The organism is Kitasatospora sp. NPDC005856, assembly GCF_040629945.1.
GTDB lineage: Bacteria > Actinomycetota > Actinomycetes > Streptomycetales > Streptomycetaceae > Kitasatospora.
In genome coordinates this window covers 100778-122222 of record NZ_JBEXWT010000019.1, presented here as the reverse complement: position 1 = coordinate 122222, position 21445 = coordinate 100778, and the positions used below count along the sequence as shown (strand labels likewise).

General features: G+C 73.4%; 17 protein-coding genes. 6 read left to right on the top strand and 11 right to left on the bottom strand.

The window, feature by feature from the left end; all coding sequences use genetic code 11:
* Nucleotides 1-84 precede the first annotated feature (84 nt).
* Nucleotides 85-1497 (top strand): alpha/beta hydrolase, encoded by a 1413-nt coding sequence (locus tag ABZ449_RS14675; protein WP_360345404.1) that lies wholly within the window; start codon nt 85-87, stop codon nt 1495-1497.
* 12 nt (nt 1498-1509) lie between these two features.
* Here ABZ449_RS14675 and ABZ449_RS14670 read toward each other — a convergent pair whose 3' ends face one another.
* Both ABZ449_RS14670 and ABZ449_RS14665 read right to left on the bottom strand, forming a co-directional pair.
* Nucleotides 1510-1818 carry a hypothetical protein gene (locus ABZ449_RS14670; protein ID WP_360345402.1) on the bottom strand — a complete coding sequence of 103 codons (309 nt, stop codon included), beginning with the start codon at nt 1816-1818 and terminating at the stop codon, nt 1510-1512.
* Nucleotides 1819-1836: 18 nt separating this feature from the next.
* Complete coding sequence (locus ABZ449_RS14665; protein WP_360345400.1) at nt 1837-2247, bottom strand: hypothetical protein; 411 nt, start codon at nt 2245-2247, stop codon at nt 1837-1839.
* 547 nt (nt 2248-2794) lie between these two features.
* On the opposite strand from ABZ449_RS14665, the gene ABZ449_RS14660 reads away from it, so the two are divergent.
* Nucleotides 2795-4177: a lytic transglycosylase domain-containing protein gene (locus ABZ449_RS14660; RefSeq protein WP_360345398.1), complete on the top strand. Its 1383-nt coding sequence runs from the start codon at nt 2795-2797 to the stop codon at nt 4175-4177.
* Between the two features lie 158 nt (nt 4178-4335).
* Here the strand turns inward: ABZ449_RS14660 and ABZ449_RS14655 are convergent, their stop codons facing one another.
* Nucleotides 4336-4845, bottom strand: coding sequence for a MarR family transcriptional regulator (locus tag ABZ449_RS14655; protein WP_360345396.1), 510 nt, complete (start codon nt 4843-4845; stop codon nt 4336-4338).
* A gap of 93 nt (nt 4846-4938) precedes the next feature.
* Here ABZ449_RS14655 and ABZ449_RS14650 point away from each other — a divergent pair, with 93 nt between their 5' ends.
* Together ABZ449_RS14650 and ABZ449_RS14645 are read left to right on the top strand one after the other, a co-directional pair.
* A complete protein-coding gene (locus tag ABZ449_RS14650) occupies nt 4939-5865 on the top strand; it encodes an ABC transporter ATP-binding protein (protein WP_360345394.1) in 927 nt (308 codons plus the stop codon).
* A complete protein-coding gene (locus tag ABZ449_RS14645; RefSeq protein WP_360345392.1) occupies nt 5862-7520 on the top strand; it encodes an ABC transporter permease in 1659 nt (552 codons plus the stop codon). Before ABZ449_RS14650 ends, ABZ449_RS14645 begins: the two co-directional genes overlap by 4 nt.
* Nucleotides 7521-7582: 62 nt before the next feature.
* Here the strand turns inward: ABZ449_RS14645 and ABZ449_RS14640 are convergent, their stop codons facing one another.
* Nucleotides 7583-8170, bottom strand: a complete 588-nt coding sequence (locus ABZ449_RS14640) for a TerD family protein (RefSeq protein WP_360345390.1) — start codon at nt 8168-8170, stop codon at nt 7583-7585.
* Nucleotides 8171-8539: 369 nt separating this feature from the next.
* Here ABZ449_RS14640 and ABZ449_RS14635 point away from each other — a divergent pair, with 369 nt between their 5' ends.
* Nucleotides 8540-10771, top strand: coding sequence for a hypothetical protein (locus tag ABZ449_RS14635; RefSeq protein WP_360345389.1), 2232 nt, complete (start codon nt 8540-8542; stop codon nt 10769-10771).
* On the opposite strand, the gene ABZ449_RS14630 is transcribed toward ABZ449_RS14635, so the two are convergent.
* Nucleotides 10758-11903: a hypothetical protein gene (locus ABZ449_RS14630; RefSeq protein WP_360345387.1), complete on the bottom strand. Its 1146-nt coding sequence runs from the start codon at nt 11901-11903 to the stop codon at nt 10758-10760. The genes ABZ449_RS14635 and ABZ449_RS14630 overlap by 14 nt on opposite strands.
* A gap of 101 nt (nt 11904-12004) precedes the next feature.
* A complete protein-coding gene (locus tag ABZ449_RS14625) occupies nt 12005-12652 on the bottom strand; it encodes a methyltransferase domain-containing protein (protein ID WP_360345385.1) in 648 nt (215 codons plus the stop codon).
* Between the two features lie 388 nt (nt 12653-13040).
* Here ABZ449_RS14625 and ABZ449_RS14620 point away from each other — a divergent pair, with 388 nt between their 5' ends.
* Complete coding sequence (locus ABZ449_RS14620) at nt 13041-15401, top strand: glycosyl hydrolase family 18 protein (RefSeq protein WP_360345383.1); 2361 nt, start codon at nt 13041-13043, stop codon at nt 15399-15401.
* A gap of 162 nt (nt 15402-15563) precedes the next feature.
* On the opposite strand, the gene yidD is transcribed toward ABZ449_RS14620, so the two are convergent.
* The 5 genes from yidD to ABZ449_RS14595 form a co-directional block, all read right to left on the bottom strand.
* The gene (gene yidD, locus ABZ449_RS14615) at nt 15564-16121 is read right to left on the bottom strand and encodes a membrane protein insertion efficiency factor YidD (protein ID WP_360345381.1); all 558 of its coding nucleotides are present in this window, start codon (nt 16119-16121) and stop codon (nt 15564-15566) included.
* Between the two features lie 138 nt (nt 16122-16259).
* Nucleotides 16260-17027: a hypothetical protein gene (locus ABZ449_RS14610; RefSeq protein ID WP_360345379.1), complete on the bottom strand. Its 768-nt coding sequence runs from the start codon at nt 17025-17027 to the stop codon at nt 16260-16262.
* Nucleotides 17028-17159: 132 nt separating this feature from the next.
* A complete protein-coding gene (locus ABZ449_RS14605) occupies nt 17160-17387 on the bottom strand; it encodes a hypothetical protein (RefSeq protein ID WP_360345377.1) in 228 nt (75 codons plus the stop codon).
* A 1517-nt stretch (nt 17388-18904) separates the two neighbouring features.
* Nucleotides 18905-20311: a family 2B encapsulin nanocompartment shell protein gene (locus tag ABZ449_RS14600; protein WP_360345375.1), complete on the bottom strand. Its 1407-nt coding sequence runs from the start codon at nt 20309-20311 to the stop codon at nt 18905-18907.
* A 562-nt stretch (nt 20312-20873) separates the two neighbouring features.
* Entirely contained in the window at nt 20874-21389 is a 516-nt protein-coding gene (locus ABZ449_RS14595) for a hypothetical protein (protein ID WP_360345373.1), read from the bottom strand.
* Nucleotides 21390-21445 lie beyond the last annotated feature (56 nt).

The following is a 21445-nucleotide window of genomic DNA, read 5'->3' as shown; positions in this document are numbered from 1 at the left end:
TCCGAGCAGGCCTGAGTCCGGTAGCGAGGGAAAGGACGTAACGACCCATGGGAGCACAGCTTCGGGTCTACAAGCGCCGACCCGGTGCCCGCCCGCTACACCCACCAGACCCTGAACTGGCAGCCCTGCGCCAGGCAGCCCGCCCTGGACTGCGCCACCATGACCGCCCCGCGCGACTGGCACCACGCCGGCGTCGGGGCGGATCTGACCATCGCCGTCTCCCGGCACCGCGCCATCGACCCGGCCTCGCGCAAGGGCACCCTGCTGATGGCGGCCGGCGGCCCCGGCGGCACCGGCCTGCTGCGCCCGGCCAAGCTCGCCGCCGGAGCCCCGGCGGTCGCCGCCGCGTACGACATCGTCGGCTTCGACCAGCGCGGGGTCGGCGAGAGCACCAAGGCGGTCTGCCAGACCCAGGAGGAGTTCCAGGAGTTCCTGGCCGGCGACTACCGCGACCAGTCACCTGCCGCGATCGACCGCGTCATCGCCAACTCCAGGAAGCTGGCCGCCAGCTGCCAGGAGCGAAGCGGCGATCTGCTCCCCTACCTGACCACCGAGCAGACCGCCCACGACATCGACCTCTTCCGCGGCCTGCTCGGCGAGCGCAGGCTCAGCTACTACGGCCCTTCCTACGCCTCGATGATCGGCGCCTACTACGCGACGCTCTTCCCGCGCCGGGTCGAACGGATGGTGCTGGACAGCAACATCGGCTTCGACGGCACCTGGGAGACGTTCGAGCTGGGCCAGCCGATGAGCTTCCAGCGCCGCTTCGACGAGGACTTCGTGCCCTGGCTCGCGGCCCGGGACGCCACCTACCACTGGGGCTCGACGCCGGAGCAGGTGCGGGCGCACTGGGAGCAGCGGCGCGCCGCGCTGCACGACTCCCCGATCGTCGAGGGCTCGGTGACGATCGGCCCGAACTCGCTGGACAGCCTCGCCATGTCGGCGATCTACCGGGCGTCCGGTTTCCCGGATCTGGCCCGGATCCTGGCCGTCGTCGACAACTGGCAGGGCGTCGACCCGGCGACCAGGGCGGCGGCCGCGAAGGCCTTCGCCGGTTACCTCGACCCGCAGTTCCTCGCCGAGTACTTCGCGGTGACCTGCAACGACACCCCGTGGACCAGGGATCTGGACGTCTGGACCGAGCGCGGCGCCGAGAACACCGCCCGCTGGCCGCTGGCCGGCGCCCGGACGCTCGCCTTCAGCGCGGTCTGCGCCACGTGGCCGGTCGCCCCGGCGCCCGAGGTCAAGGTGACCGGCGCCCACCTGCCGACCACGCTGATGCTCAACTCGGTGCACGATCCGGCGACGTACTACGAGGCGGCGCTCGGCGCCCATCGCGCGCTGCGCGGCTCCAGGCTGGTCACCGTCACCGGGAACGGCGACCACGGCCAGTACCCCACGTCCGACACCTGTGTCAGCGGGGTGGTCGAGCGCTACCTGCTCGAGGACAGGGCGCCCGCTCGCGACCTCACCTGCCCGTCTCCGCAGGCGGGCTGACCGCCCTTGCGGTCAGTTCCCGGTCCGCGCCCGGAGCCTGGCCCGGAGCCAGGAGAAACCGACGGCCAGCCCGGCGAAGCCCCCGACGGCGAGCTTGATCCCGGCCTTGGCGACGATCCAGCCGATCCACGGCACGGACCAGCCCAGCCAGTGGAACACCGCCAGCAGCACCGCGGCGCCGCAGACCGCGACGAGCACGGTGACCGCGACGGCCGCGGCCCGCGGGAGCTCCCGTGGGCCGTCGGCGTGCTCCCCCGCGGCCGTCCCGTCCGCGTCGGTGGTCGGGCTGTTCACCATGTCGTTCATACCCCTCTCGATCACGGGGGCGATGATACGGCGTCAGCGGCGGGCGTGGTGCGTGTCACCGAGGTGCTCGCCGGTCTCTCCGTCGGCGAAGCTGACGGCCAGGGTGACGCGGTACTCGTGGACGTCCTCCCGGTGGCCCGGCACCCGCGCCCAGGCCAGCGAGTGGACCTCGGCCTCGGGGGCCTGCCGGCACCAGGCGGCGGCCTCCTCCAGGGCGGTGGCGGCCGACCGCCCGGTGCACACCACCGCGGTGTACGCGGCGACCGCGACGTCCCCGCCGGAGCGGCGGGTGCGCGACACCGCCCGGACAGCCGCGGCGGCCTGGGTCAGGTCACGGGCCAGGTCGTCCACCACCCGAGGGGGAGCCGGCAGGACGACCGCCCCCTCGGCGAGGGTCTCCGGCAGGTTGGCGCTCACGGTCTGGACCTCCATCCGCATCATCACGCGGCACAGCATGCAGGGCGGTGATTCCTGGCATGCCCATTTTCACCAGAACGTCACCCGTCCAGGGCGTAGTCGGGGCCGCGCCCTGGCGCCCCGGCGCCCGGACTGATAGTGGGCGCCGACCCCGGCCGCCGACGTTCCGGCAGGTCAGGACGGTGGACGACGGGCGGCGCCGGGGAGCCCGAAACACCGCGCACGCACCACCCCCGTGCTCCGAACCGCCGGTTCGGCGCCGGGGAGCGCCCTCCCCCACAGTTGACCTCTCGGTCAACTTCGCTCACCGAGAACTGAGTTGGTGCCGGACGGCGACTGGGGAGGCGGCAGACGGGGGAGGCCGCGAAGCGGCGCGGCACCCGGCCGCACCCCCGCTGAGGTGCCGAGTTAACCCCTCGGAGGACTCCGGTCCGCCTCCCGGTCACCCTGTCCCTGTCAGATCGTCGTGATACTAATCGTCCCGGCGGCGGGCCCGGTCCACAGCTGGGCGGGCACGATGACGACGGCTCAACCGTTCCGGGAGGGTCCGGGCGGCGACGGGGAGGGGTAGCGGATGACGGTGCGGATCGGCAAGGCCAAGGGCGGGCGGAAGCTCCGGATCGGCAAGCGGCTCACGGGCACGGCGGCGGCCTTCGTCGCGCTGGCCGCGCTGACGGGCTCCCAGGTGACGGGCATCGGGCTCGCCCCGGTCGCGGTCGCCGACGCCGTCGCGGCGAACGGCGCGGACGGCCCGGGCGTCGGCCGCCCGCTTCCCGGCGGCGGCTCCTCGACGGACCTCCCCGGCACCTTCGGCACCGGCGTCCCGGCCGACGGTGGCGGCACCGTCCAGCTCCCGCAACCTCCCGGCACGCTGCCCGGCCTGCCCTCGGCCGGCCCGTTCGCGGCCACCGGGCCCGCGCTGCCCGCCACCGTCCTCGCCGCCTACCACCGGGCCGAGGCCTCGCTGGCGCAGCGCTCGCCGGGCTGCCACCTGCCCTGGCAGCTGCTCGCCGCGATCGGCCAGGTCGAGTCCGGCCAGGCCAACGGCGGCCGGGTGGACGCCGCGGGCACGACCCTGACGCCGATCCTCGGCCCCGCGCTGGACGGCAACGGCTTCGCCGCGATAGCCGACACCGACGGCGGCCGCTACGACGGCGACTCCCGCTGGGACCGCGCCGTCGGGCCGATGCAGTTCATCCCCTCCACCTGGGCCTCCTGGGGCGCGGACGCCGACGGCGACGGCAAGGCCGACCCGAACAACGTCTTCGACGCCACCGAGACCGCCGGCCGTTACCTCTGCGCGGGCGGCCGCGACCTCGCCGACCCGGCGCAGCTCGACCGGGCGGTGCTCAGCTACAACAACTCGGGCGAGTACCTGCGGACGGTGCGCAACTGGATGGCGCACTACGGCAGCGGTACGGTGACCACCGTCCCGAACCGCCCCGGGTCCCCGGTTCCGCCCGTCGCGCCGCCCACGCCGTCCCAGCCGGGCGCCCCGACCCTCCCGGGCGGCGGTGGCCCGACCACGACGCCGCCCACCGCAGAGCCTCAGCCCACCGCTCCCGTCACGCCGACTCCGGACCAGTTCCCGAGCGCTCAGCCGACGACGACTCCGAGCCCCACCACCACGCCCACGCCCGGCGGTTCGACCTCGCCCTCCGCGACGCCGACGACCACGCCGAGCGGCGGCACCTCCCCGACGGCGACCCCGACCGGCACGCCCACGGGCACCCCGACCGGTACGCCCACCACCTGCCCGGACCCGACGGCCACCGCCACGGGCACGCCGACCCCGACGGGCTCGCCGTCCCCGACCGCCACGCCGACCGGCACCCCGACGGCGACGCCCCTCCCGGGCTGCCCCACCCCCGCCCCGACCTCGACGCAGACCCCGGGCGCGGCGCCCAGCACCACCCCCGGCCCCGCGTTCTCACCGTCGGCGGCCCCGACGAAGTGACCTCAGGGGCGCGGTTCCCTTCCCGGGAACCGCGCCCCACCACTCGTACGGGACCCGGCTTGTGACGAGCTCCCGACCTGAGGCGCCCCCGCCCGTGACGCCCTCCCGGCGTCGTCCGGCCCTCGAGGCGCCATCGACGCACCGCCCGGGCCGGGCCGCTACCGCGCCTGGCCCGCCCGGTGCTCGCGCCAGCGGCCGAGCATCCCGTGCAGCTCGTCGATCATGAACTCGAAGAAGGCGGCGCTCTCCGCCAGCCGCTCCCCCGCCACCGTGCCGGCACCGACGGTGGACTCGCCGTCCCGCAGCACCCGGATCCAGCGCATCATGATCTCGTCACGCCGGGTCAGCGACTCGAACCAGACGTCGTCGAGCACCCGGTAGCGGTCCCGCCGGGAACCGGGCTCGCGCTCCTTGGCGACCAGGCCGACCTGGATGAGGTAGCGCATCGCCCCGGAGACGGCCGCCGGGCTGATCCGCAGCCGTTCGGAGAGTTCGGCGGAGGTGAGCACCCCGCTCTCCTCGGCCATCAGGCAGGAGAAGATCCGGGACGGCATCCGGCCCATGCCCGCGACCACCAGCTCCGCGGCGAAGCGCTCGACGAAGTCCGACACCGCCGTGTCGTCGCGCTCCTCCTCGGGCTTCTCCGGCCCCTTCGTTCCCCGCACCACCCGGTGCCCCTTTCCGATGATCACTCGCCCGTGGTCGAACTTTGACGCTTCCCAATATTCACGCTTTTCTGAAACTACGGTAGCTTCACAAGCATGACCAAGGCCATCACCCTGTCCGGCCTGCGCAAGACCTTCGGCCGGACCACCGCCCTGGACGGCCTCGACCTGACCGTCGAGACCGGCGAGGTCCACGGCTTCCTCGGGCCCAACGGATCCGGGAAGTCCACGACCATCCGCGTCCTGCTCGGCCTGCTGCGCGCCGACGGCGGCAGCGCCCGGATGCTCGGCAAGGACCCGTGGCACGACGCCGTCGAGCTGCACCGCCGCCTCGCCTACGTGCCCGGCGACGTCGAGCTCTGGCCCAACCTCACCGGCGGCGAGGCCATCGACCTGCTCTCCCGGCTGCGCGGCCGGCTCGACCGCCGCCGCCGCGACGAGCTGATCGAGCGCTTCGACCTCGACCCGACCAAGAAGGGCCGCAGCTACTCCAAGGGCAACCGGCAGAAGGTCGCCATCGTCGCCGCACTCGCCTCCGACGCCGAGCTGCTGCTGCTCGACGAGCCGACCTCCGGCCTCGACCCCCTGATGGAGGTGGTCTTCCAGGACGTCGTGCGCCAGGCCAAGCAGGAGGGCCGCACCGTCCTGCTCTCCAGCCACATCCTGGACGAGGTGGAGAAGCTGGGCGACCGGGTCAGCATCATCCGGCACGGCAGGGTCGTGCAGAGCGGCACCCTCACCGAGCTGCGCCACCTCACCCGCACCACCGTCGAGGCCCGGACCCTGCGCCCGGTCGCCGGACTGGACGCGATGACCGGCGTGCACGGCCTGCACACCGAGGGCGACCTGGTCCGCTTCTCCGTGGACGGCGCCCAACTCGACGCCGCCGTAAGGCTCCTGAGCGCGGCCGGACTGCGCGCCCTGCTCAGCCACCCGCCCACGCTGGAGGAGCTCATGCTGCGCCACTACGGTGACGAGCTGGCCGCCAACGGGCACCGCCTCGACGGCGAGGCCCTGCGATGACCGCCACCTCCGCCGCACCGGCCACCGGCCGCGCCGCCGCACCCCGCCGCCCGGCGGCCCGCACCAACCTGGCCGGCACCGCCGCACTGCTCCGCTTCGCCCTGCGCCGCGACCGGCTGCGGCTGTCCGCCTGGGTGCTCGGCCTCTGGCTGACCACCCTGGCCAGCGCCGACAGCGTCCACACCGTCTACCCGACCGCCGCCGACCGCGCCGCCATCGCCCAGGGCTCGGCCGGCCCGGCGATCCTCGCGATGAGCGGGCCGGCCCGCTACCTGGCCGACTACACCTGGGGCGCCATGCTCGGCCACCGGCTGCTCGGCCTGCTGGCCGTCCTGGCCGGGCTGCTGAGCATCCTGACCGTCACCCGGCACACCCGGGCCGAGGAGGAGAGCGGCCGCGCCGAACTGCTCCGCTCCGCCGCCGTCGGCCGGCACGCCCCGCTCGCCGCCGCCCTGGCCACCGCCGCCGTCGCCGACCTCGCGCTCGGCGTGCTGCTCGCGGCCGGCCTGCCCGCCCTCGGCATCCCCGGCCTCACCGCGGCCGGATCGGCGCTGTTCGGTGCCGCGACCGCCCTGGCCGGACTGCTTTTCGCCGCGGTGGCCGCCGTCACCGTCCAGCTCAGCGCACACGCCCGGACCGCCTCCGGACTCGCCCTCGCCGTGCTCGGCGGCGCCTACGCGCTGCGCGCCGCCGGGGACGCCGGCTCGGGCGCGCTCTCCTGGGCCTCCCCGATCGGCTGGCTGCAGCGCAGCTACCCCTTCGTCGACGACCGCTGGTGGCCGCTGCTGCCCGCGCTCGCCCTGACCGCGGCGACCGCCACCGCCGGGTTCGCGCTCAGCAGCCGACGGGACCACGGCGCCGGCCTGCGCGCCGCCCGCCCCGGCCCGGCCGGCGGCAGCCCGGCGCTGGGCACCCCGTTCGGCCTCGCGCTGCGCCTGCACCGCGGCCTGCTCGGCGGCTTCGCGGTCGCCCTGCTGCTGGTCGGTGCGATGTACGGCTCGCTGCTCGGCGACGCCGACTCGATGCTGGGCAACGTCGACCGGATCCGGGAGGCGCTGGACCGGCTCGGCGGACACACCCTCGCCGACTCCTACGCCGCGCTGACCATGCTGGTGGTCGCCGTGGTCGGTGGCGTCCACGCGGTGCTGGCCACACTGCGCCCGCGCGTCGAGGAGAGCGCCGGACGGGCGGTGCCGGTGCTGGCCACCGGCGTGTCACGGTCCGCCTGGCTCGGCGGGCACCTGGCGGCGGCCCTGCTGGGCTCCACCGCCGTCCTGCTCGCGGCGGGCGTGGGCTTCGGCCTGGCCGGGGCGATCTCCAGCGGTGACGGAGGCGCGTTCCTGCGGCTGACCGGCGCGGCGCTGGCCTTCGCGCCCGCCCAGTGGGTGACGGTGGGTTTCGCCGCCGCGGTGTACGGCTGGCTGCCCCGGGCCACGCCGCTGGCCTGGCTGGTGCCCGGGTACGCGTTCGTAATCGGCTACCTGGGCCCGCTGCTGGACCTCCCCGCGGGGCTGGAGCGACTCTCCCCGTACGGCCAGGTGCCCCGGCTCCCGGCGGCCGCGATGGACTGGACGCCGCCGGCCGTGCTCACCCTGGTCGCGGCCGCCCTGATCGTCCTGGCCCTGGCCGGGTTCCGGCGCCGCGACATCGACTGACGCCGGGACCCCGAGGCGCGGGAGCGCCGGAACGCCGGAACGCCGGAACCCGCCACGGATCGTCAGAGGTGCTTGACCAGCTCCGGCATCAGGTCCTGGAAGGTCCGTCCACTGGCCGGCTGACCGATCGCGGCCATCTGCCAGCCGGTCGCCGTGCGCTGCACCTTGGCCATGACCTGCGCGGTGTACGGGCCGCCGCCGGTGAGCGTGTAGCGCGCCAGCTCGACGCCGGTGGTCTCGTCCACGAGCCGGCAGAAGGCCGCCTCGACCTCCTGGAAGGTCTGCCCGGTGAAGGAGTTGACGGTGAAGAGGATCTGGTCGACCTCGGCGGCGACGGCAGCCAGGTCGACCGTGATCGACTCGTCGTCGGTCGCGTCGCCCGCGCCGCCGACCAGGTTGTCCCCGCTGTGCCGGACCGAACCGTCGTTGCTGTTGAGGTGCTGGAAGAACACCACGTCCACCGGCCGCCCCTGGGCGAACAGCACCGCCGAGGCGTCCAGGTCGATCTCCCGGCCGGCGGCGAGCAGCTTGGCGAGGAAGCCCTTGCGCTCCGCCGCCTTCCAGCCGAGGCCCATCCGGACGAGGCTCAGTTGCCCACCCCCCGGCTTCTCCAGGCTGATCTTCTGCCCCTTGGCCAGCGAAACGCTCATCGCGTCCTCCTCGTTCTGCCACCGCCCGTGCCGCGAATCTACAGCACTGTAGAGAATTTATGATCATCGACGGTGTCCTGCGAGCACCTGTACCCCGTATCGCCCCGGGACTCACCCCGACAACGGTCCGCACACTGAGGGAACCGGCGGTCAGACGTCTGGCGTAGCCGTGGACCGGGACCGGCCGACCCGGGTGGCACACGGTCTAGGGTCGGCCCCGAGGCGGCGCCTCGACGGCGACGGCGCCCCGACCGTGCACCGACCGTGCACCGACCGCAGTGTTCACGACTCGCAGTGCGGTGCACAGTGCTCACGACCGTTCCGGGCCGTGCCGACGCTCGCCGGCCCGCTCTCGCTGGGGGGACCACCATGCCCGAGCAGCACGAAGGAACCGAACAGCACGCGACACCGCCGCAGCCGGAGGGATCCCGGCTCGGCCGCCGCCGGCTGCTCCGGGCCGGCCTCGGCGCCGGCGGCGCGCTGGCCACCGTCCGGCTGCTGCCCGGCGGCGCGGCCTGGGCCGCCACGGCACCGGACACCGACTACGGCACCGCGCAGTACGACGGCCTCTGGCCCTCGTCCACCCGGGCCGCCGGACTGCGCGCCACCGCCGCGCAGACCTGGCCGGACTGGGCCCGCTACGCCCGCATCGGCGACGGCACCTTCAACGAGCCCGCCGACATGCAGAGCGCCGTGGACGCCCTCAAGGCCCAGGAGGTCAGCGTCATCGAGCTGGACACCCTGCTCTCCGACTGGCTCACCGACGCCCAGTTCGCCGCCCACATGGCCGAGGTGAAGACGTTCACCGGCCTGGCCCACGCGGCCGGCCTCAAGGTCGTCATGTACTACCCGTCGCTGGAACTGATCTCCCCCGGCGGCGAGAAGGGCCGCTCCTTCTACAAGAACGACCAGGGCAAGAACTGGGTCCAGCGCGACCTCGCCGGCAAGCCCAACGTGTTCTACGGCAGCGTGGTGGTGTGGGTCGACCCGGGCGACGAGAGCGTCTGGCTCAGCCCCAACTCGCCCTGGCGGGACTACTACCTCAACCGGATCAAGGGCGTGGCCGCGACCGGCGTGGACGGCATCTGGCCGGACGTCCCGATCTACTTCGACGGCGTGCTCTCCTGGTGCGACGCCTCCACCTGGGGCGCGGCCGCGTTCAAGGCCGACACCGGCCTCGCCCTGCCCAAGGCCGCGAACTTCGCCGACCCGGTCTTCCGCCGCTACGTCGAGTGGCGCCACCGCAACCTGCTCCGGTTCCAGCTGGACATCGCCGACGCGGGCCGCTCGGTCAACCCCGACCTGGTCACCTTCGTCGAGACCGTCTCGATGGACTACCGCTACGCCACCTCGATCGGCCTGGACGGCGGCTACCTGCGCCAGGCCCCCGGCGCCGTCAGCCAGGTCTGGGAGGTGGACATCCTCGGCAACTACGACGGCATGCGGCACGCCACCGCCTCCGACTGGGTCTGCCTGATCTCCATGTACAAGTACGCCCGCGCCGCCAGCGGCACCAAGCCGGCCTGGGCGTTCTCCTACGGCTGGCAGGCCGACGACGCCTCGCTGGTGATGTCCCAACTGATCGCGGCCGGCTGCAACCCGTACGAGGTGAAGACCCCGTTCAAGAACGACACCGTGGACGCCGCGATGCGCACCCGGATGTACCGCTTCGTGCGCACCAACCAGACGAAGCTCTACGACCCGGTGTCGATCGCGCGGGTCGGCGTCTACCACTCCGCGCCGTCCCGGGACTACGTGGGCCCCGGCGAGGGCAACGGGATGTACGTCAACGCCACGGCCCCGGCCGGGATCACCGACTGGTGGGGCGGCGACGATCCCTCGATGAGCTGCGCCTCGCTCTCCTGGCTCGGCGATTTCCGGGGCACCGTCAAGGCGCTGGTCTACGCCCACGTCCCGTTCGACACCGTGCCCAGCCCCGGCCTGACCGCCGACGACCTGGCCCGGTTCAAGGTCCTGCTGCTGCCCAACCTCCAGGCGGTCTCGGACGCCGAGGCGGCGCTGCTGCGCGGCTTCGTCGCGGCCGGCGGGACGATCGTGATCACCGGCCCGGCACCCACCGCGCTCGACGAACTGGGCGGCCAGCGCACCGAGTTCGCACTCGCCGACGTCCTCGGCCTGCGCAGGGCCGACCCGTTGCCCGCCACGAAGACGAACTCCTACGGCAGCGGCAGCTGTTGGTACGTCAAGGCGCTGCCCGGGCTGAGCTACCTCACCAAGACCGACCAGGCCTCGGCCGACCAACTGCTGACCGCCGTCCGGCAGTCCGCCCCGCCGGAGGTCACCCTGGCCGGGGACCGCCGGATCTTCCTGGACGCCCGGCGGCTCGGCGCCGACACCGTCGTCCACCTGGTGAACTTCACCAACTTCGGCGACACCCCGGCCGCTTTCCGCAGCACGCCCGCCAACTGCACGCTCTCCTGGGCCCTGCCCGCCGGGGCGAGCGTCTCCGCCGTCACCGTCGCCAGCCCGGACGGCACCGACCCGGCGCCCAAGGCCGTCCCGTACACCGTCACCGGCGGGACGCTCAGCGTGCCACTGACCGTCGCGCAGTACTCGGTGGTGACGATCAGCGTCGGCTAGCCTCGGCCCGGCGGGGCGCCGGAATGCGCCAGAGGGCGGCGGGAGCGGACTCCCCGCCCGGGGCGGACTCGAAGGCGATCCACTGCCCGTCCGGGGACCAGCTCGGCGCGCCGTCGTAGGCGCCGTCGTCGCGGGTCACCCGGACGGGAGTGCCGCCGGCCGCCTCCAGCACGAAGACCTGGGCCTGCGGCAGGTCGCCCAGGGTGGAGGAGAAGACCAGGTAGCGGCCGTCCGGGGACCAGCTCGGGTCGGCGTGCTCGCCCGGCGCCCCGATGACCTGCCGCAGCCTGCCCCCGTCGGCGTCCACCGTCCACAGCGACCAGTCCTCACGGCCCGCGCCCCGGCGCTGGAAGACGATCCGGTCACCCGTCGGGGACCAGTTCGGCTGCCGGTTGTCGGTGCCGGTGCCCCGGCCGTCCACCAGCAGGACGGGAGTGCCGCCGCTGCGGCGGACCTTCCAGAGCGAGTCCTGTTCCGCCGCGTCGCCCTGCGCGGCGGCGTGCTCCGGCTCCCAGCTCTGCTGGAAGACGATCCACTCGCCGTCCGGGGAGAAGCTCGGCTCACTGTAGCCTCCGCCGTCGGCGTGCCTGGTCACCCGCTCGGGGGCGCCGCCCGGCCGCATCAGCCAGATCTCGTCGTGCCCGGACTCCCGGTCGGTGGCGAACGCGAAGGCATCGGCGGCGGCATTCCAGCTGGTGCCCGGGAGGTTGACGGCCGCCCGGTCGGGGTCCTCCAGCACCTTGCGCGGGGCGCCGCCGTCCAGCGGCAGGATGCCGAGGGCGGCGGCGCCCCTGTTGTAGCCTCCGCTGAACTCGGTCAGCAGGAGGGAGCGGCCGTCCGGGGCGAAGGCCGGGTTCTGCGCGCTGTGGCCGCCCCCGGCGCGGTAGAGCAGTTGGGCGCCGTCGGCGCGGCGCTCGGCACCGGCCGAGGGAGCGTCGGCGGAGGGCGCGCCGGCCGGTGGCCCACCGGTCGGTGCCGCACCAGTCGATGGCGGCCCGGTGGGCGCCGCGCCGGTCGGCCCGGGCCCCGACCGCTCCTCGTCGGCGGAGCCGGAGCCCGGGCCCGAACCACTGCATCCGGCCAGCAGCAGCGCGGCGGCCGCCAAGGCCGCCGGGAGCATACGAGTCCTCATGCCGCACAAGCTAGTTGACGTCACGCCAGCTGTCGTCCGCCGCCAGGCGGATCAGGCCTCGCCGACCGGCAGGTGCTGCCGGCCGGCCCGCGGGCCGCGCGTCACCCGGCGCCGCGCTCCAGCCGCACCAGCGCGTCCACCGCGACCCGTCCGCCCGCGCCGGGCTCACCGCCCTTGTGCCCGGGCTCGCCACCGACCGTACGGTGCACCCGCTCGGCGCGGACGGAGCGCAGCCCACGGTCGGCGAGGTCGGCCAGGACGTCCTCGGGGGTGAAGAGCACGGCCGGGTCCTGCGGGCCGCCCACGCCCTCGGTGAGGTTGCTCAGGTCGTGCCCGATGACCAGCAGGGTGCCGCCGGGGGCGAGCGCGTCGGCGGCGCGGCGCAGCGCGGCCCGGCGGTCCGGGGCCGGGATCTGCAAGTAGGCGACCAGGACGAGGTCGTAGCCGGCGGCCGGGGCTTCGAGGGAGCGGGCGTCGCCGTGGCGCCAGGTGAGCCGGTCGGCGACCTCGTCGGGCAGTTCGGCGGTGAGCCGCTCGGCGCGCTCCAGGGCGACGGCGGAGAAGTCCAGTCCGGTGACCTCCCAGCCCTGGGCGGCCAGCCAGATGGCGTTGCGGCCCTCTCCGGCGGCCAGGTCGAGGGCGTGGCCGGGGGTGTGGCCGGTCAGTTCGCGGACCACCCACCGGTTGGGCGTCACGCCCCACACCAGCTCGCTCGCGGCGTAGCGGTCGTCCCAGTCCTGGCTGTCCATCGCGCGTCCTCCGTTCGACGGGCCTGCTCGTACCGGCCAACCTACCGGGCCGCCACCGGTCCGGCCGCCGCCCCCGGGCGGAGGCGGTCCAGCGGGCGGAGGTGGTCGAGCGGGCGGAGGCGGTCCAGCGGGCGGAGGCGGTCGAGCGGGCGGAGGCGGTCGAGCGACCCTGAAGCAGTCCAGCGGGCGGACACCCTTGACGGCGAATATTGGTCCAGTCCAATCTGTTCAGTCGTGACGTGCACGGGTCGGCCGCCCGTCGTGTCCGCGCACCGCTCGTCAGCACGTGTCACCAGCCCGCGCGCCCCCACCGCGCCCGGGCCGGCTCCCTCGGCCCGTCCGGGCCACCGCACCGCCGGAACCCCCACACATCCGGAGGACCCACCGCATGCACGACCGCGTCATGCCCGCACGGCCCGCCCACCCCGCCGGGGAACGCGCCGGGCGCCGGGCCGCCCACCGCAGAAGGGCCACCGCACTGGCCCTGGCCGCCACCCTGACCACCAGCGGCGCCGCCATCGCCCTGACCTTCGGCTCCGCCTCGGCCGCCCCGGTCAACCTGCTGACCAACAGCGACTTCGAGACCGGCACCCTGGCCGGCTGGACCTGCTCCAACGGGTCGGTCGTCACCACCCCGGTGCACGGCGGGAGCCGCGCCCTCAGCGGCGCCGCCTCGGCCTCCGACACCGCGCAGTGCCAGCAGACCGTCGCCGTCCAGCCGAACACCACGTACACCCTGGCCGGCTGGGTCCAGGGCAGCTACGTCTACCTGGGCGCCACCGGTACCGGCGTCAACTCCTCGGCCTGGACCCCGGGCGGGACCGGCTGGAACCAACTGAGCACCACCTTCACCACCGGTGCCACCACGAGCTCCGTCACCGTCTTCACCCACGGCTGGTACGGCACCGGCGCGTACTACGCGGACGACCTCACGCTGACCGGTCCGGCCGGCCCCACCACGACCGCCAGCCCCACGGCCACCGCCAGTCCGACCGCCACGGCCAGCCCGACGGCGACCGCGAGCCCCACCGCCACCGGCAGCCCCACCGCCACCAACAGCCCGACGGCGACCAACAGCCCGACGGGCACCCCCACGACCACCACGCCGACCCCGACGGCCACCGCGAGCGGCCCGGCCGGGGACGGCAAGGTCACCACCCCGACCGGCTTCGCGGTCACCCGGACGACGTCCAACGCGGTGGTGCTCACCTGGCAGCCCTCCACCCTCACCAGCGGAGACGGCGCGGTCGCCTACAAGGTGTGGTCCAACGGCCAGCTCGTCGCCACCTCGATGGGCACCTCCGTCACGGTCAGCTCGCTGCTGCCGGGCCGGAGCCACACCTTCAGCGTCCAGGGCTACTCCGGCAGCCACGCCTCCGCCCAGTCCGCGCCGGTGAGCACCACGACCGCGGCCGCTCCCGCCCAACAGCCGGTCCGCTCGGCCTACTTCGACCAGTGGGGCGTCTACGAGAACGCGTACAACGCGAAGAACGTCGACACCAGTGGCGCGGCGGCCAAGCTGGACGTCATCCACTACGCGTTCGCCAACATCGACCCCACCAGGTTCACCTGCTTCCAGGCGGTGAAGGCCTCCGACTCGGCCAACGAGTCCAACCCGAACGCCGGTGACGGCGCGGGCGACGCCTACGCCGACTACCAGGCCGACTACAACGCCGGCACCAGCGTGGACGGCACCGGCGACACCTGGGAGCAGCCGCTCAAGGGCAACTTCAACCAGCTCCGGCAGCTGAAGGCCAAGTACCCGAACCTGCGCTTCACCATCTCGATCGGCGGCTGGACCTACTCCAAGTACTTCTCCGACGCGGCGGCCACCGACTCCTCCCGGAAGGCCTTCGTCTCCTCGTGCGTCGACATGTTCCTCAAGGGGAACCTGCCGACCGGCGTGGCCGGTGACGCCTCCGGCGGTCCGGCCTCGGCCGCGGGTCTCTTCGACGGCATCGACCTCGACTGGGAGTACCCGGGCTCGGCCGGCGGCCACACCGGCAACCACTACTCCGCGGCCGACAAGCAGAACTTCACCCTGCTGCTCAAGGAGTTCCGCACCCAGCTGGACACCCTCGGCGCGGCCCAGGGCAAGCGGTACCTGCTGAGCGCCGCGCTGCCCAGCGGCCAGGACAAGATCGCCCAGCTGGAGACCGGCAAGATCGGCGCCTACCTGGACTACGCCGACGTGATGTCCTACGACATGCACGGCGCGTGGGACGCCACCGGCCCGACCAACCACCAGGACCCGCTGCACGACAGCCCGGCCGACCCGACCACGCCGATCACCCCGGGCACCCGCAAGTACAACGTGGACACCACGCTCGCCGCGTACACCACCGGCCTGCCCGAGTACGGCATCCCCGGCGGCTTCCCGGCGAACAAGATCGTGCTGGGCATCCCGTTCTACTGGCGCGGCTGGACCGGCGTCCCGGCCGGCTCCAACTTCGGCCTGTACCAGAGCGCGACCGGCCCGACGGCGAAGAAGCCGCTGAGCCAGGAGGCCGGCCTGGCCGCCTGGAAGGAGCTCAACCCGACCGCGGCGCAGACCCACTGGGACCCGGTCACCGAGAGCAGCTGGGTCTACGACGGCACCAACTTCTGGACCGGCGACACCCCGCAGGCCGTCCAGGCGCGCGGGGCCTACGCCAAGAGCAAGGGCCTGGGCGGGCTGTTCGCCTTCTCCCTGGAGAACGACGACGCCTCCGGCACGATGCTCAACGCGATGGACAGCAGCCTTCGCTGACGCCCCGTCGTCCATGAGTGACGGCCCGCGCGGAACTCCGTGCGGGCCGTTCGTGGCTCCGTCGTTCGTGGTTCCGTCGTTCGTGGTTCCGTCGTTCGCGGTTCCGTCGACCGTGGCCCTGTCGACCGTGGATGGGCCGTCCGCGGGTGGGGTGTCCGCGGCTCAGCGCGGCGGCACCGGGTCCGTCCCGCCCGCGCCCGGGCGGCAGCGCAGCAGCCGTCCGGCCGTCAGCCGGGCCCCGCGCAGCGCGCCGTGCCGGTGCAGCGCCTGCACGGCGTAGGTCGAGCAGGACGGCGTGTACGGGCAGCAGGCCGGACGGCGAGGGCTGACCTCGGTGCGGTAGTAGCGCACCGCGCCGTAGAGCGCCCCGGCCGCGAAGCCACGCGGGGCGGGGGCCGACGGGTCGGCCGGCCGCTGTCCCCGCGCGCCGGTGAGGGCGAACCGGACGCCGGAGACCATCATCACCGGGATCAGGACGATCAGGCAGGGATCGGCGAACTCGCAGCAGCCGTCGAGGCAGCAGTCCGCACCCTCCCTCCGGAGGTGCTTGCGTCGCTCGGCCTTGACGTGCTCCTCCGTCCGGTAGCGCTTCCGGTACTCCTCCCAGATCCGGCGCTGCTTCTTCCGCCGGAGCCGCTCCGAGGTCGGCAGCCACAACCAGGCACGCTCCGGCCGGGCCGGCGGGAAGTGGGCACCGAGATCCGGCGTCGGGTCGGACACTGCTGACGATCCCCTCGTTCTCTCCGCCGGGGCCGACCCCGACGATCCGGGCAAGATTATCCGAAGATCACCTGCCCGGATCCCGAGCCGACGCCAAGTGGAGCGCCCGGGCGGAACTCCCGAGCGGAGCCCGCCCGCTCAGCCCCCGAGATTCAGCGAGGGGAAGAGGTCCTCGAACGGCTGGGTGGTCACCGACACGCTCCGGGAGAACGGATTGTCGAAGTCCCAGATCATGAACAGCAGGAAGGCGATCAGCACGCTGAAGCAGAGCGCCAGGGTCAACTCCCGCGGCGTGCGCCGGATCTGCAGCGCGAACAGCATGCCGACGGTCACCACCGCACCGCCGATCAGGCCGAGCCAGACCACCCCGGGCATCGTCGGCCCGGCGTTCTGTCCACGCGAGTTGCGGGCCTCCGAGGCCTGGCTGATCCGGTCCATGATCGGCTGGTAGGACTGCGACTCCAGGTCGGAGGCGGGCGCCCGGGTGGCGACGTCGTTCTGGAGCTTCTGGAGCAGCTGGTCGCCCTGCTCGGTGATCGCCCCGTTCTCCTTCATGTAGTCCCACTCGGTGTTCACCACGTACGCGACGTAGGCGTCCACGTCGGCCCGGACCTGGTCCCGGAACTCCACCGGGTAGATCACCGCGCGGTCGCTCACCTCGCGCAGCGACTGCGCCTCGCGGAACAGGTCGTCCTGTGCGGCGCCGCGCGCCTCCCAGACACCCGCGATGGCGAGACCGAGGACGATCGCGTAGACCACCCCGATCATCATCGTGATGTACTCGATGACGTCCGGGGTCTCGTCGGTGCTCTCCTCGATCGGTCGGCGCTGCCTCAGCACCACCACCGCCACGACGACGGCACAGGCCGACGCCATGGCGATGATCAACGCCACCCACTCGGACATGGGAACTCCTCTCTCTGGCTTGGCTTGTGACGGAACGGAAAAGGTCGGGCGGGCGGCCCCGGGCTCCGGGGCAGGGCCCGCCGCCGGGAAGGAACCGGGAGGGAACCGGTCGGCGGGCCCGTCAGGAGCCGGTCAGGACTTGTTCGCGCGGCCACCGCGTCCTCGGCCACCATGGCCCGGCCGCAGGGCCGCCGCCGCGATCACGGCGGGGACCATGATCAGCAACATCGTGGTGGTCATCGAGACGCCCTGGTGGTGCCGGGCCAGCGGCATGGGCTTCGTCGCCTGGACGCGGAACACCGGTCGCGCCGACGGGGTCGGCCAGAGCGGGCTCGGACGCGCCGCGCTCGGCGAGGCCACGGGGCTGGAGGCCGGAGGACTGGGCGCAGCCGGGCTCGGGGCCGCCGGCACGGGAACCGCTGGGGCCGGGGCGGGCGGAGCCGGCGCCGGAGCGGGCGGCGGTGCGGGCGGCGGTGCGGGGGCGGGCGACGCCGGGGGCGCGGGTGAAGCGGGCGTCGGGGTGGGGGCCGACGGGGTCGGTGACGGGGTGGGGGTTGGGCTCGGAGTCGAAGTCGGAGTCGAGGTGGGACTCGGGCTCGGGCTCGGGCTCGGACTTGGGCTCGGACTGGGACTCGAGGTCGGGGTGGGACTCGGCGACGGCGACGGCGTAGGGCTCGGCGACGGTGTGGAGCTGGGGGTCGCAGTCGGCGTGGGGGTCGGAGTCGGGCTCGGCGTGGGCGTCGCGGTGGGTGTGGGACTCGGGCTCGGCGTGGGCGTCGCGGTGGGTGTGGGACTCGGCGTAGGCGTCGGAGTCGGGGTGGGGCTCGGAGACGGCGTCCGCGTCGGCGTGCGCGTCGGCGTCGGGGTGGGAGTGGGCGTTGGAGTGGGCGTCGGGCTGGGGCAGGGGTGCGGGTGGTGGTGGTGGTGCCAGCCGTGGTCCCCGTACCAGTCGTCCCCGTACCAGTCGTCCCCGTACCAGTCGTCCCCGTACCAGTCGTCCCCGTACCAGTCGTCCTCGTCTCCGTCGTCGTCGTGGTCGTCACCGTCGTGGCCCGGCCCGACCTGCCCGGGCACGACCTGCCCCAACCCGACCTGCCCCTCGACCGGCCGACCGGACTCGCTCCGCAGCCCCGCCGGACGCGAGGGCGAGGAGAAGGACATCGACGGGAAGGGCAGGGAGGGGACGGGAAGCGAGGTCACGGGCGGCAGGGAGAAGGGCGGCGAGGTCGGCTTGACGGTCGGCTTCCCAGTCGGCTTCGCGGTGGGCTTGTGGGTGTGGCAGGGGTGGTGCCGGCGCGGCGGCCAGGGCCCGTGGTACCCCGGACCGGCGCTCGGCGCGACGGTGACCCCGACCTGGACGTCCACGTCCACGCCGACGGTCACCTGGCCGCCCGGCCGTACCGACATCGACACGTCGGTCTCGTTGCAGACGCAGGTGTCCACCACCGGGCCGTGCGGGTACCCGCCGGGGCTTCCGGCGCCGGAGGCGGTCGCTCCGCCGACCAGTGCGCAGATCGCGACCACGCTGGCCGCCGCGCCGATCAGCCGTGCCCGTCGCCCGGGCGCCGCGCCCCCGCCGCCGGGCGGTATCCGGCGGATCTGCCGACGCTGGGGCATGGGCTCCACACACCTCTCGGGTCGTCCGGGGAGGACGGAACGGGCTCGGGCCGACCGGCCTCGAAGGAATGGGCAGAACGGCTGGAATAGGAAGAAAGATCGAATACAGTCGCATTTCTGGCAGAAGGTCCATCGAGCACGACCAGAAGTGATCAGACGTGGTCAGGCGGACGGCCCGCCTTCGCGGGCGGGCCGTCCGCCATCAGTTCAAACGATCTTCGAGTCGGCCGGTTACGGCCCGCGCTCGTTGTTCTCCGCGCTCAGCTGCGGCGGTGCGCGATCTCCACGTTCTCCAGCACGCCGACCGCGTCCGGCACCAGGATGGCGGCCGAGTAGTAGGCACTGACCAGGTACGAGATGATCGCCTTCTCGTCGATGCCCATGAAGCGGACCGAGAGCGACGGCTGGTACTCGTCCGGAATGCCGGTCTGGTGCAGGCCGATGACGCCCTGGTTGTCCTCACCGGTACGGATCACCAGGATCGAGCTCGTGTTCTCCTTGGTGATCGGGATCTTGTTGCACGGCAGGATCGGCACGCCGCGCCAGGCCGGCACCTGCTGCCCGCCGAGGTCGACGTGGGTGGGGTACAGCCCACGGGCGTTGAACTCCCGGCCGATCGCGGCGATGGTCCGCGGGTGGGCGAGCAGGTAGTCGGGGTCACGGCGACGGTTGAGCAGCTCGTCCAGGTCGTCCGGGGTGGGCGGGCCGGAGTGGGTCTGGATGCGCTGGTCGAAGTCGGCGTTGTTGAGCAGCCCGAACTCCGGGTTGTTGACGATCTCGTGCTCCTGCCGCTCGCGCAGGGCCTCGATCGTCAGCCTCAGCTGATGCTCGGTCTGGTTCATCGGCTGGTTGTACAGGTCCGCGACGCGGGTGTGGACCTTCAGGACGGTCTGCGCGACGCTCAGCTCGTACTCACGGGGCTTGAGCTCGTAGTCCACGAAGGCGCCGGGCAGCTCGAACTCGCCGTGGTGGCCGGCCGACATGGCGATCTCGGCCTCGCCGCGCTCGTTCTGCGCCTGGAGCGGCAGGGCCAGGAAGGCCCGGAGGTGCTCCTGGAGGCTGGGCGCGTTGTCCCGGATGGCGGCGAACTCCGCCCGGCTCAGCGTCAGGGCGACACCGGCGGTGGCGGTCTTCGCGGTGAACTCCCAGGTGGCGTCCGGGTTCAGCAGCGCGTCCTCGCCGAAGCGGTCGCCGTCGCCGGCCACGCCGACGACGGTCTCGTCGCCGTACTTGCCGGTGCCGATCTTGTTGACCTTGCCGTGCGCGATCAGGAAGATCTTGTCGGCGGCCTCCCCCTGGGTGGCGAGCACCTCACCGGGGCCGAAGTCCCGCTGCTGGCAGCGGTCGGCCAGGGCAGCGAGGACGTCCTCGTCCTCGTAGCCGCGCAGCAGCGCCAGCTCGCCCAGCTCCGCCGGGATCACCCGGACCTGGGAGCCGGTCTTGATGAACTCCACCACCCCGTTGCCGACGGCGTAGGTGAGCCGACGGTTGACGCGGTAGGCGCCACCGGCCGCCTGGACCCAGGGAAGCACCTTGAGCAGCCAGCGGGAGGTGATCTCCTGCATCTGCGGTGCGGACTTGGTCGTGGTGGCAAGGTTCCGGGCAGCGGCCGTCGCAAGGCTCTGCTGCTTGGCCTGCACTGCCTCCGGGCTCGTGTCCACGGTCATCGGCAGGGCTCTCCATTCCTGTGATCGGGTCACGCGTCCAGGGGCATAACGGCACAATCCTGGCGCATGCCATGACGGATCATCAGATCCGCTTACTGGTGGGGGCGTTGGCGCAATACGCGAAGTTCGGCCACCGTCTCCGGGCGGCCCATCCGGAACCCTAGATCACCGAACCCCGACCGGGCCCGCACGGAAGCCGACTACCCCCCGATAGGGTGAATCTCGCCCGGTCCGCCCCCACCGCCCCATAAACTCCGGGAACATCCGTTCGCCCCTGCGGCCCCCTTGCCACCAAGGGCTTTCCAGCCCGGGCCCGGGCCTGCCGAGCGGCCCGGAGGCCGTCGCGGGGCGTCAACCCGGCACACCGTCGCGGCGTCGGCGCGGGCGGAGTCCGGGTGCCGGCCACAGGGAGCGCGAACCGCTCCGGGAACGCGAAGGGCCCGTCAGGCGCCGACACGGGGGAAGCCGGCGGCCTGACGGGTGTACGGGGGATGCGCGGTGCGGGTCCGCACCGGGAACGCTCGGGCGTCGGCGGGTCAGCGGGTCAGGCCGGTCAGGCCGGTCAGGCGCAGGCGACCTGGGTACCCGGGACTCCGACGATGCCCGAGTTGTTGGCCTCACCGCTGTTGTACTCGTAGTACAGGTAGGAGTAGAAGTCGATCCGGGTGGTCGGGCCGCACGCCGAATCGGGGGCGATCGCGTACGTCACCGTGAAGGCGCTGCTGGCCCCCGGGGCGAGCGGAACGTTGTAGCGGGCGATGCCGCCGTGGACGTTGTCACTGCACCCGTTGGTCTGGGTGCCGCACGCGGTCGCGGTGAACTTGAGCCCGGTCTCCAGACTCGTGCCGTAGGTCTCCTGGATGCTCTGGTAGACGAACTGGATCGGAGTGTCGTACGGGTTGGTGAGCGTCAGGGAGAGTGTGAACTCGCCGCCCCGCACGGTCGTCTGCTTGTCGGAGACGACCGTGAGCGGCAGCTGGCTGTCGGCCCGGGCGGCGGGGGCGACGGAGAGGAGCAGACCGGCCACGAGGGCCGGACACGCGGCGAGCGCGACGCGACTCGGATGTGTTCTGCGCATGACGGAGAAGCGTAGGCGTCGCCTCCGCCGGGGTTGCCTTCCTCGGCCCCGGTCCG